Annotated in this window: 13 protein-coding genes; 8 read left to right on the top strand and 5 right to left on the bottom strand. The window is 47.3% G+C overall.

From position 1 onward, the window contains the following. Positions 1-53: 53 nt before the first annotated feature. The 3 genes from CWB98_RS04200 to CWB98_RS04190 all read left to right on the top strand — a co-directional run bounded on the left by CWB98_RS04200 (position 54) and on the right by CWB98_RS04190 (position 3735). Positions 54-1148, top strand: a complete 1095-nt coding sequence (locus tag CWB98_RS04200) for a hypothetical protein (RefSeq protein WP_138543724.1) — start codon at positions 54-56, stop codon at positions 1146-1148. Positions 1149-1160: 12 nt separating this feature from the next. Continuing rightward, positions 1161-3071 (top strand): hypothetical protein, encoded by a 1911-nt coding sequence (locus CWB98_RS04195; RefSeq protein ID WP_138543723.1) that lies wholly within the window; start codon positions 1161-1163, stop codon positions 3069-3071. A 187-nt stretch (positions 3072-3258) separates the two neighbouring features. Then, complete coding sequence (locus CWB98_RS04190) at positions 3259-3735, top strand: GreA/GreB family elongation factor (RefSeq protein WP_138543722.1); 477 nt, start codon at positions 3259-3261, stop codon at positions 3733-3735. Here the strand turns inward: CWB98_RS04190 and CWB98_RS04185 are convergent, their stop codons facing one another. After that, positions 3736-4731 carry a GlxA family transcriptional regulator gene (locus tag CWB98_RS04185; protein ID WP_138543721.1) on the bottom strand — a complete coding sequence of 332 codons (996 nt, stop codon included), beginning with the start codon at positions 4729-4731 and terminating at the stop codon, positions 3736-3738. Between the two features lie 117 nt (positions 4732-4848). On the opposite strand from CWB98_RS04185, the gene CWB98_RS04180 reads away from it, so the two are divergent. Then, the gene (locus CWB98_RS04180; RefSeq protein WP_138543720.1) at positions 4849-6750 is read left to right on the top strand and encodes a beta-ketoacyl synthase; all 1902 of its coding nucleotides are present in this window, start codon (positions 4849-4851) and stop codon (positions 6748-6750) included. Positions 6751-6832: 82 nt separating this feature from the next. On the opposite strand, the gene fghA is transcribed toward CWB98_RS04180, so the two are convergent. After that, positions 6833-7675: an S-formylglutathione hydrolase gene (fghA, locus tag CWB98_RS04175; RefSeq protein WP_138543719.1), complete on the bottom strand. Its 843-nt coding sequence runs from the start codon at positions 7673-7675 to the stop codon at positions 6833-6835. A 9-nt stretch (positions 7676-7684) separates the two neighbouring features. Then, entirely contained in the window at positions 7685-8809 is a 1125-nt protein-coding gene (locus CWB98_RS04170; RefSeq protein ID WP_138543718.1) for an S-(hydroxymethyl)glutathione dehydrogenase/class III alcohol dehydrogenase, read from the bottom strand. 94 nt (positions 8810-8903) lie between these two features. On the opposite strand from CWB98_RS04170, the gene CWB98_RS04165 reads away from it, so the two are divergent. Next, on the top strand, positions 8904-9770 hold the full coding sequence (locus CWB98_RS04165; RefSeq protein ID WP_138543717.1) for a LysR family transcriptional regulator: 867 nt from the start codon (positions 8904-8906) through the stop codon (positions 9768-9770). Here the strand turns inward: CWB98_RS04165 and CWB98_RS04160 are convergent. Beyond that, the gene (locus CWB98_RS04160; RefSeq protein ID WP_138543716.1) at positions 9767-11434 is read right to left on the bottom strand and encodes a SulP family inorganic anion transporter; all 1668 of its coding nucleotides are present in this window, start codon (positions 11432-11434) and stop codon (positions 9767-9769) included. The two genes, CWB98_RS04165 and CWB98_RS04160, sit on opposite strands and share 4 nt — an antisense overlap. Positions 11435-11601: 167 nt before the next feature. Between CWB98_RS04160 and CWB98_RS04155 the strand changes: the two genes are divergently transcribed. The 3 genes from CWB98_RS04155 to CWB98_RS04145 are packed head-to-tail and all read left to right on the top strand — an operon-like array spanning position 11602 to position 14735. Further along, positions 11602-12813: a lipoprotein-releasing ABC transporter permease subunit gene (locus tag CWB98_RS04155; protein ID WP_138543715.1), complete on the top strand. Its 1212-nt coding sequence runs from the start codon at positions 11602-11604 to the stop codon at positions 12811-12813. After that, on the top strand, positions 12806-13504 hold the full coding sequence (gene lolD / locus CWB98_RS04150) for a lipoprotein-releasing ABC transporter ATP-binding protein LolD (protein WP_138543714.1): 699 nt from the start codon (positions 12806-12808) through the stop codon (positions 13502-13504). Before CWB98_RS04155 ends, lolD begins: the two co-directional genes overlap by 8 nt. 4 nt (positions 13505-13508) lie before the next feature. After that, positions 13509-14735: a lipoprotein-releasing ABC transporter permease subunit gene (locus CWB98_RS04145; RefSeq protein WP_138543713.1), complete on the top strand. Its 1227-nt coding sequence runs from the start codon at positions 13509-13511 to the stop codon at positions 14733-14735. 29 nt (positions 14736-14764) lie between these two features. On the opposite strand, the gene CWB98_RS04140 is transcribed toward CWB98_RS04145, so the two are convergent. Further along, on the bottom strand, positions 14765-16384 hold the full coding sequence (locus CWB98_RS04140) for a bifunctional diguanylate cyclase/phosphodiesterase (protein WP_138543712.1): 1620 nt from the start codon (positions 16382-16384) through the stop codon (positions 14765-14767). Between the last annotated feature and the right edge of the window lie 5 nt (positions 16385-16389).

The following is a 16389-nucleotide window of genomic DNA, read 5'->3' as shown; positions in this document are numbered from 1 at the left end:
AATTTAAAAAGGGGAAAGGGTTACCTTTCCCCTTTTTTTTAGAAGTTAAATTTATGACATTAAAAAAAATTACACCTCTACTTTCTCTTTGTTGTATGCCTTTGTCTCAGACAGCATTTTCAGCATCTAATGAGATACAGTTAATTCATCAGTTTCATAGTGAGATATACACCGAAGCGCAGCCTGTAAAAGCGTTTGTTGACGATTTTGACAAACCCCTGACTGAAGGTGACAGCGCCTTTACTTATAATGTGTTTGAGTTAGGTGTGAAATACAAGGGCATCGGCATTGGGGCACAGAGCCGCTTTGACTACTTACTTGCTTTTGACCCCGATACTGCGCGTTACACGCACACCGAGAAGAACGACTTACCTTTCGAAAAGCGTAATTACCGTTATTATTTATGGGGCCGTCAGGCGACTACGAACGGTATTTTCCTATCTTACGATCTCGAACTATTGGATAAGAAACTGGTTGTTACGCCAAAATTTACTTATTTCAAAAGTACTCACTTTCAGGATGCTCGTGTAGATGGCACCATTTTTGGTGATGAAATAGAAGGTAAACTTGAAGCCGAGTATTACTTCTCAAAAGATATCCTGTTCAAATCGTTTACGCCTACTGAAAATCCGGAAGGTGATGGTTATAGCCTCGATCTGGAAATCGATTGGCAAATTACCGATGATTTACGAGTGTGGGCTGCAGGAAAGGACTTGGTCTACGAAACGAAATATACCGGTGCCGGCTTTGTGAATGGGTTCACGACTGACATTCCATTTACTGAAAGAGAAGATGGTATAGACACAACCCCGTCAGTGAGGCTACGTACCTCTGCGTACGATCAGGAAATTGAGTATACCTTCGAGCGTGATGCTCGTTACTATGTTGGCGCTGATTATCGCATCAATGACAATTTCTCTACCGAAGTGAAGGCACGTAAGTTTATTGATGATACTTTTTTCCAGGCGAATTTGACGTATCACTTTGGAGACAATTGGGCACTATTTGGTGGTTATGAAACACATAGCGACGCGTTTGAGTTGGGGATTAAAACTCAGCATGCGGGCTTGTCTGTGAAGATGGATAACCTCAATGTCGATGACGCACATTATGTGAATTTAAACTGGTTTATTAACCTGGACTTTTAGGGAGGTAACAAAATGCGACAAATTAATAGGCTCTTACCTTTCTTTTTGGCCGGTACTTTGACTGCGTGTGGAGGAAGTAGCGACCCAGCTCCGACAGTGGACACTGCGCTGCCCAATTTAGGTCATGATGCCTCTCAGACATTATCAGCAGAAGTGGCATTCTATGTGCCTCAATATGGTGATACATCCGGTAAATTGGTTGTCACCAAGGTGAGTTCGAATGAAAAACAGGAGTTTTCTACCAATGACGTAAATGCGCTTACGGTTGACCTACAGGCCGGTGCCGTATATCAATTCGAGTTTAACCCCAGTACTGAAAATGTTGTGTGTCCCAGAGTGCAAGGGTGTGGTCGAGCTTTGCTTGATGATCCAAATGACCTCAACGGCAACGATGAAATTGACTACAAGGAGCCTGTCAATGCATCCGTACAATATAAGTTGACTGCAAAGCCAATAGCTGGTCAGAATCAGTTGTTCTTTTCTTCATATGCCACATTATTAAGCGATGCTAAGCTGGATAGCACGGTATTGTCTTTGACAAATACACCAATCTATCATCTGAGTCATAGCAGTATAAATCACTCCCTTCGTGCCGAATACGCCGCAAAAGGGTTTACCTACTCAGACATTATGAGGCAGTTGAACTTGGAGGGCAAAGACTCTGATGTAATTACTCCTTTAGCTGATGCATTTGATTCTGCTTATAAAAATGCAGATTATAGTACATGGCAAAATTACATTAACCTGGTCAATCAATACTTCATGGAGACATTGCTTGATGAGAAAGAAAGTGTATTGTTTGCCAGCGTTGTCGATCAGTTACTACTCAGTGCAAACGAAGCTATGCAGCTGCAAGGCATGAAAGCCCTGGAAGATTCAGCCACGGTTTATAACAACGAGTTACTTAATCACTTTAGAGACTCGCTGGGTGTCATTCGCCTGCAGGAAGAAAAGTATAGTGAAGAGCTCAACACACAGTTACAAGATATTGAAACCTTAGTTGCGGATGACGTTGCCAGAGAATCGTTTCTTGTCTTATCTGAAGCGGTGTATGAGGTTGTAAGTACTGTTTCTCCGGCAAACGACTCTGCTCCGGGTACATACCAAACTGGTGAGTTGGATATTGTTTATTCTACTGATCCGGCCTTTAACTGGCGTGTTACCGGCATGAGCAAAGGCTTTGAAGTCAATATGGATGTCACTATGTCTGAATGGCGTAAAAGCCCGACACTGGGAGATCGCATCTCAGGAGACGGTATTATAACAGTGAGCAAAGGCGGCGTTTCGTTACAGGCTGATCTGGATGATATCTACTTACTATTTGATGGTGCTCTGGACGCAGACAGTTTCGAAACAGCGACCGGCATATCCCGCTTTGGTGGTGATATTACTTTGCAAACTGACCATTCCAAAACCGCAGGATATTTGCGAATGCGATTGAACAGGGTGAAATCCCCTCTGGACACTGTTGAAAGCGTGATCCCGAATTTACGTTTACGAGGTCAGTTTGAAACGGTTAACCAGGTTACCCCTGTGACATTCTATGCAGCTGAAAGAACGCCATTTGTTTATGATACGACGTTAGACCTGTCTTTTGGTATACATGCTGATTTTGACCTAAAAGGCGCGCCTGATTTTCAACTACAGCTAGCAGCTGAACAGGGCGATTTTACCAACCTTAATTCAGCTGAGCTTAGCTACTTGCTTGGTGGTCGTGTCATACAGCTGGAGGTACGTCGTTCGGGCGACAATAATAACATTGTTGCTAAGGGCAAAGATGGTTACTGGCTAGATGTTAAGCAAAAAGGGCGCAATTTTACTGGTGGTTACTACTACGGGGATAAACTCATAGGAGATGTGAAAACCGTGCGTGGCATACCAGGAGTGTTGTTTCCTGATGGCAGTTTTGAATCGCTATTCTGATCAGGACTTTATTTGCTAAAATTAGCGATTATTTGAAAGGGCCATCAGGCCCTTTCGTTGTTTTTATCGAGTTGTCTTTGCATCTGACTGGCGGTCCGAGTGATGTGTACCTGTGTTCATCAGAACATCCGCTTTCGGCCATTGGTGCATGCAAAGCGCCTAGCTCGATTAGACACAGAGGTAAAGTGTGAATAAAAGTCATGTGATAGAGCATCTAAAGTTCGCTCTGGAATGTAAGCTTCAGGAAGCACAACAGGCTGCACAGAGTGCAAGGGCGGACGCAATTCATGAACAGAGTGCGGCGGAAACTCAGTATGATTCTCTCAGTATAGAGTCTGGCTATCTGGCTGAGGGCCAGAGTGAGCGAGTAGACCAGGCTCATCAAGCCATCCATGCATTTGCAAGTACGTATACATTAAGTTGTCCATCCGCTATTCAGGTGGGGGCGTTGGTTGAGCTGGCGGATGAACAGGGTAAGCATCATTGGTTTTATATTGGTCCCAGTGAGGGCGGATTGAAGCTGACGCTGGGGGCAACTCAAGTGAGGGTAATAACACTTGGGTCACCTATTGGGCGGGCACTTCACGGCCGTGGCGTTGACGATGAAATTGAGTTTCACTTTAACGGCTCGACTCAGTGGCTGGAAGTTATAAGTCTCTCGTAACTATGAAAATAGCTTTTTCCTGACCACCTGGCGATAGTGACTGGGTGTTTGATTCATTGCGCTTTTAAACACCCTTGTAAGTTGTCCCTGAGAGCTAAAACCGCAGGCCAGGGCAATTTCCTGAATGCTTAAGTTCGTCGAGGCCAGCAGTTCGGTAACTTGTCTGACCCGCACTGTTTGTAAATAATTGGCAGCAGTCTGACCTGTCGCGGCCTTAAAACGGCGATTGAAAGTTCTGTAACTCATGCCAAACTGAGCTGCGATATCTGGAAATGTAATGTCGTTGGCACAATTATTACGTAACCAAAATTGGATGGACGCGATTTGTTCGTCACTGTGTCTATCTACCGCGCCTTCGAGATATCTTTGTTCTTCGTATGGCTTACGTACTTCATGGGAAAAATTTTGCTGTACATGGTGAGCTGCCTCACGGCCATAAAATTGACCAATTAAATGAACGACCACATCTGCCAATGCGTTCAGACTGGCCACCGTATACAGGCGTTCTGACTGAGTAATAAAGTAATCAGGCCTTAAAGCGACAAGAGGGTAACTGCGTTTAAACTGCTCTGCATAATGCCAGTGAGTTGTGGCTGAGTGGCCATCTAGGATCCCTGACTCCGCGAGGAAACACACCCCGGTACCGACACCAATGAGTGTTGCACCTGTGCGCCATGCCTGAGCCACATTTGAGACCAGTGAGGTATTTTTTCGCAGCACAGGGCGGGGGTTACGCCAGATACTGGGAACAATAATGTAGTCAAATTCACTGAGTGCGGTGTAACTGGTGTGTGCTGAAAATGGGATGCCCATAGATGAGTTAACGGGGCCTCCTGTTTCACTCAGCCAGGCAAGTTCCAGAGGAATAAATTCATGACTGAGATGGCGTCTGGCAAATGCTTCACCTGCGCGGAGCATCTCAACCGGTAGTGTCACACTGGTGATGAGCATTTGCTCATAAATTGTGAAGGCAATACGGTGGCTGCGGGTGTTCATCTCATCCGACCTCTATCTTGTGGCGTAAATTGCATGTTATGTGGCGAAAAATGTAAAGTAACATATTTTTCTTCGTTCTAAAATCGGATTATGAGTTTTAGTAGATAAGAGATTGATATGACAGCATTACCAATTATTGTAGGCATGGGAGGCGTAAACGCTTCCGGCAGAACCTCGTTCCATCAGGGGTACCGCCGTATTGTATTAGACAGCCTGGATGATGCTGCAAGACAGGAAACTTTTCTGGGTCTGGCAACTTTGATGAATTTGGTATCATTACAGGGCTCGGAACTGGTTACTGCAGATGGTGAAGTTGTAAGCACGGATCAGATTGAACCTCTGTTTGGTCGCCAGATCATAGAAGGAACGCTGATCCGAAAAATCGAAAAAAATCACTTTGATGTTGACGCAACACACTGGCAGCAGAAGCTGACTATGCAGGCAAGTGATGACAGCGGTCTGACTTTCACCTGCCGTAAACGTGACTTACCAACGCCGGTTCCATCTAGCTGGCAATTAGAGTTTATTGACGAAAAAACAGTTCAGGTGTTCATTCCTGAGCAGCTGGAAGTGAAAGTTGACAGTCACAGAGATAACCCTATTAAAGCGGCTGGTCAGTTACCAACCGGGTTTGATCCGTCAGTGATGTATAATAGCCGTTATCAACCGCGTGGCCTCCAGGCAACGATTTTTGCTGCGACCGATGCGATACGTTCAACGGGATTAGACTGGCAAACAGTGATGAACAGCGTTGAGCCTGATCAGATTGGCACTTACTCAGCCTCAGTGGTAGGGCAAGTGAACGATGAGGGGCTTGGTGGGCTGATGCGTAGCCGAATGAAAGGCGAGCGGGTGAGCACTAAACAGCTAGCATTGGGTCTTAACACTATGTCGACAGACTTCATTAACGCCTATGTAACGGGTAGTGTGGGCACGACCTTTTCCACATCGGGCGCTTGCGCGACTTTCCTGTATAATTTACGTGCGGCAGTCAATGATATTCAGGCGGGTCGTACCCGCGTTGCGGTCGTTGCCAGTGTCGAATGTGCACTTACTCCGGAGGTCATAGAAGGCTTTGGAAATATGGGGGCACTGGCCAACGAGGAAGGTTTACGTAAACTGGACAATACTGAACAGGTTGACTACCGCCGCACCAGCCGTCCGTTTGGCGAAAATTGCGGCTTTACTATCGGAGAAGGGGCTCAGGTTGCCATTCTGATGGATGACAAGTTGGCACTGGAGCTGGGGGCCGATATTATGGGCTCAGTCGCCGATGTGTATGTCAATGCTGATGGTGTTAAAAAGTCAATTACTGCGCCGGGTCCTGGTAATTACATCACGATGGCGAAGTCTGTTGCTCTGGCAGAACAAATCGCAGGCACAGAAGCGCTGCAACAACGTAGCTTTATTCTTGCGCATGGCTCGAGCACACCACAAAACCGTGTGACAGAATCTTTCATTTACCATCGTATTGCAGAGACCTTTGGTATTGATGGCTGGAAAGTGGCAGCACCCAAAGCATTTGTGGGTCATACTATTGGCCCTGCATCGGGCGACCAGCTTGCCATGGCATTGGGCGTTTTTAGCCATCAAATTATGCCGGGCGTGACAACCATAGACGCAGTCGCTGACGATGTTTATGATCAACACTTGGATATTCGCACACATCACTACCCCTGTGGAGAAATGGATATTGCCTTTATTAACTCCAAAGGGTTTGGTGGTAATAACGCGACTGCGACAGTCCTGTCACCTGCGATGACGCTGAAGATGCTAACCAAGCGTTATGGCGAAGCTGAATTTGCACAGCACGGTGCAAAGCTGGCAGAAACAAAACAACAGCAAGCCAGCTATCAACAGGCGGCTGATCTCGGCCAGTACGAGCTTATTTATCGCTTTGGTAATGGCATGATCGATGAGTCACAATTGCAGCTAAGTAAAGATGCGCTGGGTATTCCGGGCTTTGACAAATCAGTCAAACTGACAGTGAACAACCAGTATGGTGACTTGACCCTATAAAATACTATGTTAAGCAAACAAAAGGCGCGTCAGCGCCTTTTTTTGTGGTTATACCAATTTACCCCTTCAAATTAACCAGGTATCACTTCAGATACTGCGCGTGAAAATCCAGGTGTGCATCTATGAATGACGAAATAAAGAAGTAACTGTGGTCATAATCCGGGTGTATTGTTACTGTGAGCGGATAGTCCACAGCCTGAGCTGCTTTCACCAAAGCTTGCGGCTTAAGCTGTTCTTCAAGAAACGGGTCGGCCTCGCCCTGATCAACACGCACAGGCACCTTCAGGTCGTCCTTACTTTGACTGAGCAAGTAGCAGGCGTCATAGGCCAACCAGGCTTGACTCTCTTCACCCAGATAACCCGAAAATGCTTTTTTGCCCCACGGGCAATCTGCCGGGTTAGAAATAGGGCTAAATGCAGAGATACTACAATAGCGCGATGGGTTTTTCAGCCCGACGATCAGTGCGCCATGACCGCCCATAGAATGACCAGCGATAGCACGCTTATCAGAAACGGGGAACTGCTGCTCGATCAGCGCAGGTAGTTCTTCGCTTACGTAGCTGTACATCTGATAGTGTCTATCATAGGGCGCTTGTGTGGCGTTGACATAAAAGCCTGCTCCCAGACCAAAGTCATAGCACTGCTGAGGGTCATCAGGTACATCTTCTCCGCGTGGCGATGTATCCGGTGCCACGATAGCGATGCCTAACTCATTGGCCCGTTTAAACACTCCGGCTTTTTGCATGAAGTTTTCGTCAGTGCAGGTCAATCCTGACAACCAGTAAAGTACGGGTACTGGCTGGGTGTTATTTGCCTGCTCTGGCAAGAAGATAGCAAAGGTCATGTCACACTGAGTATGCTGACTTTGATGGCGATAGCGTCGATGCCAGCCACCGGCGACCCTATTCTCACTCACTAATTCCATATGCTTCCCTTAGAAATGGATAACAGAACGAATACTTTTGCCCTGATGCATCAGATCAAAGGCTTCGTTGATATCATCAAGTGACATGGTGTGGGTGATGAAATCATCCAGTTTAAACTCACCTGCGAGATAGCGCTCGACAATTTCGGGCAGTTCAGAACGACCTTTCACTCCGCCAAATGCGGTGCCACGCCAGACTCGGCCTGTGACCAGCTGGAAAGGACGAGTAGAGATCTCCTGGCCTGCACCGGCTACACCGATAATAACAGATTCGCCCCAGCCTTTATGGCAGCATTCCAGCGCACTGCGCATTACATTGACGTTTCCAATGCACTCAAATGAGAAGTCCACGCCACCATCAGTCATCTCTACGATGACTTCCTGAATGGGTTTGTCGTAATCATTCGGATTAATCACGTCTGTAGCGCCGAGTTTTTGTGCCAGTGCATACTTGTCTGTGTTGATATCCACGCCTATGATCCGGCTGGCACCCGCCATAACTGCACCTATCACAGCTGACAGGCCGATCCCGCCAAGCCCGAAGATAGCTACTGTATCACCAGGTTGGACTTTTGCGGTATTCATGACAGCGCCCATGCCTGTAGTTACGCCACAGCCTAGCAGGCAGATCTCTTCAAGGGGGGCACTTTTGTTCACTTTTGCCAGAGAAATCTCGGGCAGTACCGTGTACTCTGAGAAGGTCGAGGTACCCATGTAGTGATAAATCGGTTCACCATCTTTGTAGAAACGTGTGGTACCGTCTGGCATGACACCTTTACCCTGTGTGGTACGGATTTTTTGGCACAGGTTTGTTTTACCTGAGGTACAGAACTTACATTCACCGCATTCAGGTGTGTACAGTGGGATCACATGATCGCCAATAGCCACGCTGGTCACACCTTCGCCCACAGCCTCGACAATACCGCCCCCTTCGTGGCCTAAAATAGCCGGGAACACACCTTCAGGATCGTCGCCAGATAAAGTGAATGCATCTGTGTGACACACGCCGGTGGCAACGATTTTGACCAATACTTCGCCCGCCTTTGGCATCATGACATCTACTTCTTCAATGCTCAGTGGTTGTCCTGGTCCCCAGGCAATCGCTGCCCGTGATTTAATAAACTCAGCCATCATTACTCCAGTTTTGTAGTGTGAAAACAAAAGTATAACTTGCTCTGAGAGTTTGATAATCTTAAAAATTAAGAAAGACTTTTACGTATTTGTAATAATGGACAGATGGTCAGGTTTAGATGAATTTGTAGCGGTGGCGACCTGTGGGTCATTTACGGGAGCCGCACAGCAGCTGGATACCTCCGTGGCACAGGTAAGTCGCCGGGTGAAGACCCTTGAATCAGAGCTTGGGTATCAGCTACTCACACGTACAACGCGCAATCTTGCTCTGACGCCGGAAGGTCAGGTATTTCTTAGTCATGCGCGGCTGTTGCAGCATGCCTACGAGGATGCGACAGCCGCTTTGCGACAAAGAGACTCTCAACCGACGGGGAAAATCAGGATGACGGCACCCGTGATGTACGGTGAGCAATATATTATGCCGCTGGTGCACCAATTTATGTGCCGCTTTCCTTCTGTGACTGTGGATATGGAATTGACCAATGCCCAGTTGGACTTGGTGGAGCAGGGCGTGGATCTGGCGATTAGAATCGGCCAGCTTAAAGACTCGTCGTTGCATGCGAAGCGTTTGTCTCAGCGGCGTACTTTGGTATGTGTTTCACCTGGTTACCTGAAACATCACCAGTCAATTAAGCACATCCGGGATTTAGCTGAACACAATTGCCTGCTGGGCAATGCGCAGTACTGGCGCTTTATGGATCATGGCGTTGAACGGCATGTAAAAGTATCCGGAACTCTCAGATGTAACAGTGGCTGGGCCTTACTTGATGCGGCCAGGCAGGGGTTGGGAGTCGTACAACTACCTCATTATTACGTTCAGGAAGCCCTTGAGTGCGGTGCGTTAGTGACTGTTTTGGATGACTTTACGCCTAAGGAGGAGGGGATCTGGGCGGTTTACCCACCCAGAAAGTATTTGTCGACGGCTATTCGTGCACTTATCGACTTTTTAGCAGAGCAGCTCTAAGCTTCAATACTGCTTGTCTCCATGGCTTCCAGTGCTCTGCTCAGTGCCTGTTCGCGGCTATTACAGAATGCATGCTCTCCCAGTTTGCTGCGAATATCAAACTTCTGAAGCTGCTCGCTGGTATCTTTATTAGGTGAGTAAATAAAGACCTGGCAATTCGCGTCCAGTGCATCGCTGATGGCGTTTTCAATTGCCAGGCTAACGGTTACATCCAGCATAGCTACATCGCTTAAATCGAGCACCATTGTCTTATACTCGCCAATATGACGGTGCTGTCGAGTAATGGCTTTTGATACGCTAAAGATCATTGGCCCTGACAGGTAAAAGAATAGCAGCTGGCCCTTTGCTTGTTCTAACAATGCGCGCTCATGCGCGGATAAAGGTACGTCATCATCAGCATCACCATCACTAATGGCTTTGACATGTTGCTCCTGCACACGGCTAAGGCGCTCAATGACCATTATGTTGGAAATAAACACACCTAGACCAACAGCCACCATTAAGTCGACGAATACAGTCAGTAACATAACGCCATACATAATGGCCATCTGACTTATACTGAGTTTGTGCGCGCGCTGGATAAAGCTCCAATCGAGAATGTTAATCCCGACGTAGACGGCGATACCTGCCAGCACAGCCATTGGGATTGGTTCGGTCAGGCTGCCTGCAACAAAGACAACGGCCATCAGGATCAGCGCCCGGAAGATACCCGCCAGCGGAGAGCGAGCACCCACCTGAATATTGACCACAGTGCCCATCGTGGCACCAGCGCCTGGTAGCGCACCAAAAAAGCCTGCAATCATGTTAGCAATACCCTGACCACGCAGCTCTTTGTCTGAGTCATGCTCGGTACGGGTCAAACTATCTCCAATGACGGCTGTCAGTAATGTATCTATGCATCCAAGCGTCCCCAGTACCAGCGCATCGATGACCATCTCAGTGAACAGTTCGGGGGTAAAAGTCGGCCAGACAATCTCAGGCAGGCCACTGGGGATTTCGCCAATTCTGCGAATGCTGTCGGTATCAAAAAGCAGGATGGATATCAGGGTAACAACGACTAAGGCAACCAACTGAGCGGGAACATACTGGCGATATTTCTTTGGCATATAGAACAGTACACCCAGAGTCAGCACACCTAAAAAGAGCTCGGAGAAGTGTAGATTAAGAAACAGCTCGGGAAATGCAGACAAGGTGCCGGGTACACCTCCTGGAGGGGCCTGATGACCCAGCAGTGGCGCCAATTGCAGGATGATTAGTATGACGCCAATCCCTGACATAAACCCTGAAACGACGCTGTAGGGCATTAAAGTGACATATTTACCGAGCTTGAGTGTCCCCAGTAATATCTGAAATGCCCCAGCCATCATCACCACAGTAAAGGCCATTGCTGGTCCGGCTTCAGGATATTTTGACACCATAGTGGTTAGTACTGCTGTCATTATGACCGTCATCGGGCCAGTTGGCTCTGAGATCAGGGAAGTTGAACCGCCAAACAAGGCAGCAAAGAGGCCAACGAGAATTGCGCCCCACATACCGGCTTCAGCTCCGGCTCCGGATGCCACGCCAAAGGCGAGGGCGAGTGGTAGGGAAATGATTGCAGTGGTCACACCACCGAACAAATCTCCCTTGAAATTCATATGTTTAAATCTTGATAACGAAAACATTGAAGGTCCATACCGCGAGATTTGTCGCATTCTACACTAAAACCCAGTGTAATTTAGAGCCACTATTAAAAATTTTTACACTTTTTTTTGGGGTCAAAGGTATGACCCCGCTTTCTTGATTGTGCTAGTATCGTGCACTGAACTTATATATATAAAAATAAACTATTATGTTTCAGCCTGTTAGCCTTTATATAGGGCTCAGATACAGCCGTGCTACAAAAGGCAACGGGTTTGTGTCTTTTATTTCGTTTTTTTCCATTGCCGGTATCGCACTTGGTTTAATGGCATTGATCACGGTCAGTTCTGTGATGAATGGGTTTGAGCAGAGCCTTAAAAACGCCATGCTCGACCTGATCCCCCATGTGCAGTTGCATAAGTCGTCAGAAGACCAAAAAGCCGATGCAGCGCTGCTGTTAGATAAATTAGCAACCTTGCCAGAGGTTAAACGGGTCACGCCATATGTTACCAGTGATGTGATTCTGCAGACCAATAAAGACCTGGTCGGTGTACGACTGCAGGGCGCTTTCAATGGTTATCCTTCAGCACTGGAGCCCCATGTCGAAGCGGGTAATATAGCGCAGTTTCGTGAGCAGAAATATCAACTGGCATTGAGCCGTTACTTAGCGAACCAACTGGATGTCCGTCTGGGCCAGAAAGTTCGGGTGATTATGCCCGATATCAGTAGCTACACGCCGATGGGGCGGGTACCCAAGCAACGCCTGTTTACCGTGGCGTTGATCTACAACACGCGCAGTGAAGCCGATGTTAATTTGGCTTTTGCCGATGGTAAGAGTTTGCAACGTCTGCTTAAGCGCAAGCCAACAGATTTTGATATCAGTATTACTCTGAAAGATGCGTTTGCCGTCAATCAGTTTAAAACAACACATGCTCCGCTGCTGTCAGGGCTGACGTATTCCGACTGGCATGTACAACAGGGGGCGCTATTTGCCGCTGTAGCGATGGAAAAACGTATTATGTCATTGTTACTTGGGCTGATTGTGATTGTCGCGGTCTTCAATATTATTTCTGCTTTATCCATGATGGTCAGTGAAAAGCAAGGCGAAGTTGCTATTTTGCAAACTCTGGGGTTGGCACCTGGTGCTATCGCTCGGGTATTCATGGTTCAGGGATTGTATAACGGCGTAGTTGGTACTCTTCTGGGGGCCGTTTTTGGCTACTTACTGGCCAGCAACATCAATGAAGTGGTAGCACTTAGCGGCTTGTCCTTACTTGGCGGTGCTGAGTTACCAGTTAGGTTCGACTGGTTGAGTTTGTGTCTGATAGTTGCAACCAGTTTGTTATTGAGTTTTCTTGCAACATTGTATCCGGCGTTTAAAGCCGCAAAAGTGCTTCCTGCTGAGGTGTTAAGGTATGAGTGATTTAGTAATTGAGTGTCAGGGTTTGAATAAGGCCTATGATGAAGCGGGGCAGCAGGTTGAGGTGTTGAAAGGGGTTGAACTGGTACTGAAGCAGGGCGATATGATGGCGATTGTTGGCAGTTCAGGCTCGGGTAAAAGTACCTTGCTACACATTCTTGGCACGCTGGATACTGCCAGTAGCGGCACAGTTCGAATTAAAGGGACGGATGTCGCCAAGCTGTCGCGTCGCAAACAAGCGGACTTTCGTAATCAAAACCTGGGTTTTATCTATCAGTTTCATCATTTGTTGATGGATTTTACTGCGCTTGAAAATGTCGCAATGCCGCTGCTGATATCGGGTCAGTCGCCCAAAGCCGCGCACGCTCAGGCCGAGGAAATGCTGGATAAAGTGGGACTGGCCCATCGCGGTGGTCATCGTCCATCTGAGCTATCAGGTGGCGAGCGTCAGCGAGTGGCAATTGCCAGGGCACTGGTTACCCGTCCGGCCTTAGTACTCGCGGATGAGCCAACGGGGAACCTGGATAAACAAAATGCATTAAAAATTTATGCGTTACTCAAAGAGCTTAATCGTGACTTGAAAACCAGCTTTGTGGTGGTGACACACGATCTGGAGCTCGCAGCCAAACTTGGACGTGCTGTGGCTCTGGATGATGGCGTTCTGGTCGAACATACTTTGCAAAGCGAGGCTTAGTGCAATGCTGAGTATATTTATCAGTAACCGGTTACGTGCATCCAAACATCAGGTTGGGTTGATCGGTTTTTTGAGTAAATCGTCAACACTTGGGGTGATGCTGGGTGTGGCCGTCTTGATTGTAGCCTTGTCAGTCATCAATGGATTTGAGCAGCAGCTAAAGACCCGCTTGTTGTCTGTGGTACCGCATGTGGCTTATCAAGCACCGTATGAGCCAATTTCTGATTGGCCCGATAAGGTCCGTTTACTGGAGGCGCAATCAGGTATTGCTGCAGCAGCACCTGAGATCTCGGTCACAGCTATGGTGCAATTCCGTGGTGAGTTGAAAGCTGCCGAAGTGAAAGGGGTTGACTTTGTTTCTCATCACCGTGTTTCGGAAGTCGGTCAGTTTATTAGCGAAGCGTCACTGTCTGAATTGTCCGGGGATGATATTGTTTTGGGCCGGCATATCGCCGAGGAGTTGGGGTTAGATCGAGGTGACAAGGTCACGCTATTAGTGGCCAATCCTCAGGCCGACTCTCCTCTGGCAGCGCCAAAGCGGTTGAATTTTGTATTGGCTGGAGTCATTGATATGGGTGGACCCATTGACCGGTCATTGGCCTTGGTATCGGTGAAAAGATTACAACAGGCAATGGGGCTGGCTGAGGACCAAGTTACCGGATTGCGCGCAAAAGTAGAGGATGTGTTTTCTGCACATCAGATTGCGATGTCTGCGGGCAGGGCGTTACCCGATCTGGTTTATGTTAACAGCTGGTTTCGCACCCAGGGCAGTTTGTATCAGGACATTCAGATGGTCAGAACCATTGTCTACCTGGTGGTGTTTCTGATCATCGCAGTGGCCAGCTTTAACATTGTGTCCTCCATGGTGATGGAAGTAAAAGAAAAGCAGGCGGATATCGCCATTTTAAAAACTATGGGGGCGAAAGACAGTACCATTTTTGCAACCTTTGCTATCCAGGGGATAAGTTATGCGCTTATCGGGGCACTGGTTGGCCTGTTTATTGGTATTGTGCTGGCACTGAATATCTCTGACTTATTCCGTGCCTGGATTGAGATGGATGGCGACAACCCGTTACAGGGAGTGTACTTTATTGAGTTTCTGCCCAGTCAGTTGATGTGGTTTGATGTGGTGGCCGTGTTGTCTATCACTCTGGTGATAGCTGTTTTGTCCTGCCTGTATCCAGCCTGGCAGGCTGTTAGAGTCGACCCAGCCAGAGTTCTCGGGGGCTAAGTGCGAGTAACGCCCGCTCTGAGCAGGCGTTACTCTTCAAAATGCAGATAGCTGGACTTATCCGCGACCACATACTCAACAAAATCAGTAATACTCAGTGGCTTGCTGTAGTAATAGCCTTGCACGTATTCAACGCCTTTGGCCTTAGCGTAAATCATCTGATCTAAGTGCTCAATGCCTTCTGCAACCAGAGGCTTATCGAGATTTTTTGCCAGAGAGACGATGGAATTAAACAAAGACTGCATTTTTCCGTCACTGACCACATGGGTAACAAAGGCCCGGTCTATTTTTATCTCGTCGAAATGTAATTTGCACAAGTAACTCAAGCTGGAGTAACCAGTACCAAAGTCATCTATGGATATCATCAGCCCCTGACTTTGTAGTGTCTGTAATATCTCATTGATGTAATTAAAGTTGTCAATCAGGGCTGACTCCGTCAGCTCTAGTTTTATCTTCGCAGGATTGAGTGCCAGTCTGTCCAGAGCTTGCAGCAGTCGGGTAGTAAAGTTAACATCGAGAATTTCTACAACACTGATATTGATGGCAAAACGGAACAAACTGGCTTCAATTTGTTCCTCGGCCAGCAGCGCTTTTAATACGTTGATCTGGCTTAGCGTAAAGTGCGTCAGTTTGTTGATTTCTCCTGTACTTTCTATGACAGGAATAAACTCAGTTGGCGGAATAGGTTGGCCGTCAAGCTCCCAGCGCATCAGACATTCAGCACCAATCAGGCGTTCGGTTTTGGTGTCATGTATTGGCTGAAAGACCACTTCAAAGCTATCCGCCAAGTTACCCTGATATAGCGCACTGCGCAAACCGGTTTCAATTTTGTTTTGTCGTTCAATCTGTTTGGCCAGTGTATCTTTGAATTCTACCAGGCGATTATGATCCGCGAGCGAATCAAAGGTTGCCATTTCTGCTTTGTTGAGACTCAGCTCATGGTCGTCGTCGGGTTGCTCTTTATAATAGCCAAGTGAGACATTACTGTAGAAACTGTTACCGTTAAAATTGAATGGCTCATTCAGCTGTTTGTAAAGTGTTTCTATGTTGATGGGCACAAAATGCGGGATAAACACACAGTAACAATCGGAAGAATGTTTTGAAAAAATGCCCTTGTCAAACTCGCCCTGAAATCGTGCCAGGATCTCCATAAACACCAAGTTGGCGACGCCAATATTCCACACTTCGGAAATACGTTGAAAATTACAGATGCGGACACAGCAAATGGTCCCCTGATGTGATTGCTCTTTAATTTTACTGATGAAGGCATCCCGATAGAGTAAGCCGGTATGGGGGTCGCGGATAGCTAATTGTTTATTCAAACGTCTGACAGAAATCAGCTCTTCTATGGGTTCCAGTCTAATGTACTGGAGGCCATCCTGTTTGAAGCTATACAACTTCACCCAGATCACGCTGCTGTTATCAATACTGATACCCAACTCTATCTGGTCAAAGATAGGGTCGAACAAGATCTCTGAAATACTAAGCTCTTTAAAATCTTCGTCAATAAACACCAACTTTTGTGACAGGATATCGCCAGGTTTTAAATCCAGCATGCGTTCGGCTGCTTCAGAAAGGGCGACGATCTGACCTTGCTCATCATAGCTTAGATAGGCAATATCCAGAAGTTGACTCAGTTGCTTTTTCATACAGA

The sequence above is a fragment of the Pseudoalteromonas rubra genome (genome assembly GCF_005887115.1).
Lineage (GTDB): Bacteria > Pseudomonadota > Gammaproteobacteria > Enterobacterales > Alteromonadaceae > Pseudoalteromonas > Pseudoalteromonas rubra_F.
The sequence above is the reverse complement of the archived record's forward strand: the minus strand, read 5'-3'. Positions and strand labels throughout refer to the sequence as shown.

Coding starts and splice junctions, on each gene's coding strand:
- CWB98_RS04200 (WP_138543724.1), top strand. CDS start 54: ATGACATTAAAAAAAATTACACCTCTACTTTCTCTTTGTTGTATGCCT.
- CWB98_RS04195 (WP_138543723.1), top strand. CDS start 1,161: ATGCGACAAATTAATAGGCTCTTACCTTTCTTTTTGGCCGGTACTTTG.
- CWB98_RS04185 (WP_138543721.1), bottom strand. CDS start 4,731: ATGAACACCCGCAGCCACCGTATTGCCTTCACAATTTATGAGCAAATG.
- CWB98_RS04180 (WP_138543720.1), top strand. CDS start 4,849: ATGACAGCATTACCAATTATTGTAGGCATGGGAGGCGTAAACGCTTCC.
- fghA (WP_138543719.1), bottom strand. CDS start 7,675: ATGGAATTAGTGAGTGAGAATAGGGTCGCCGGTGGCTGGCATCGACGC.
- CWB98_RS04170 (WP_138543718.1), bottom strand. CDS start 8,809: ATGATGGCTGAGTTTATTAAATCACGGGCAGCGATTGCCTGGGGACCA.
- CWB98_RS04165 (WP_138543717.1), top strand. CDS start 8,904: ATGGACAGATGGTCAGGTTTAGATGAATTTGTAGCGGTGGCGACCTGT.
- CWB98_RS04160 (WP_138543716.1), bottom strand. CDS start 11,434: ATGTTTTCGTTATCAAGATTTAAACATATGAATTTCAAGGGAGATTTG.
- CWB98_RS04155 (WP_138543715.1), top strand. CDS start 11,602: ATGTTTCAGCCTGTTAGCCTTTATATAGGGCTCAGATACAGCCGTGCT.
- lolD (WP_138543714.1), top strand. CDS start 12,806: ATGAGTGATTTAGTAATTGAGTGTCAGGGTTTGAATAAGGCCTATGAT.
- CWB98_RS04145 (WP_138543713.1), top strand. CDS start 13,509: ATGCTGAGTATATTTATCAGTAACCGGTTACGTGCATCCAAACATCAG.
- CWB98_RS04140 (WP_138543712.1), bottom strand. CDS start 16,384: ATGAAAAAGCAACTGAGTCAACTTCTGGATATTGCCTATCTAAGCTAT.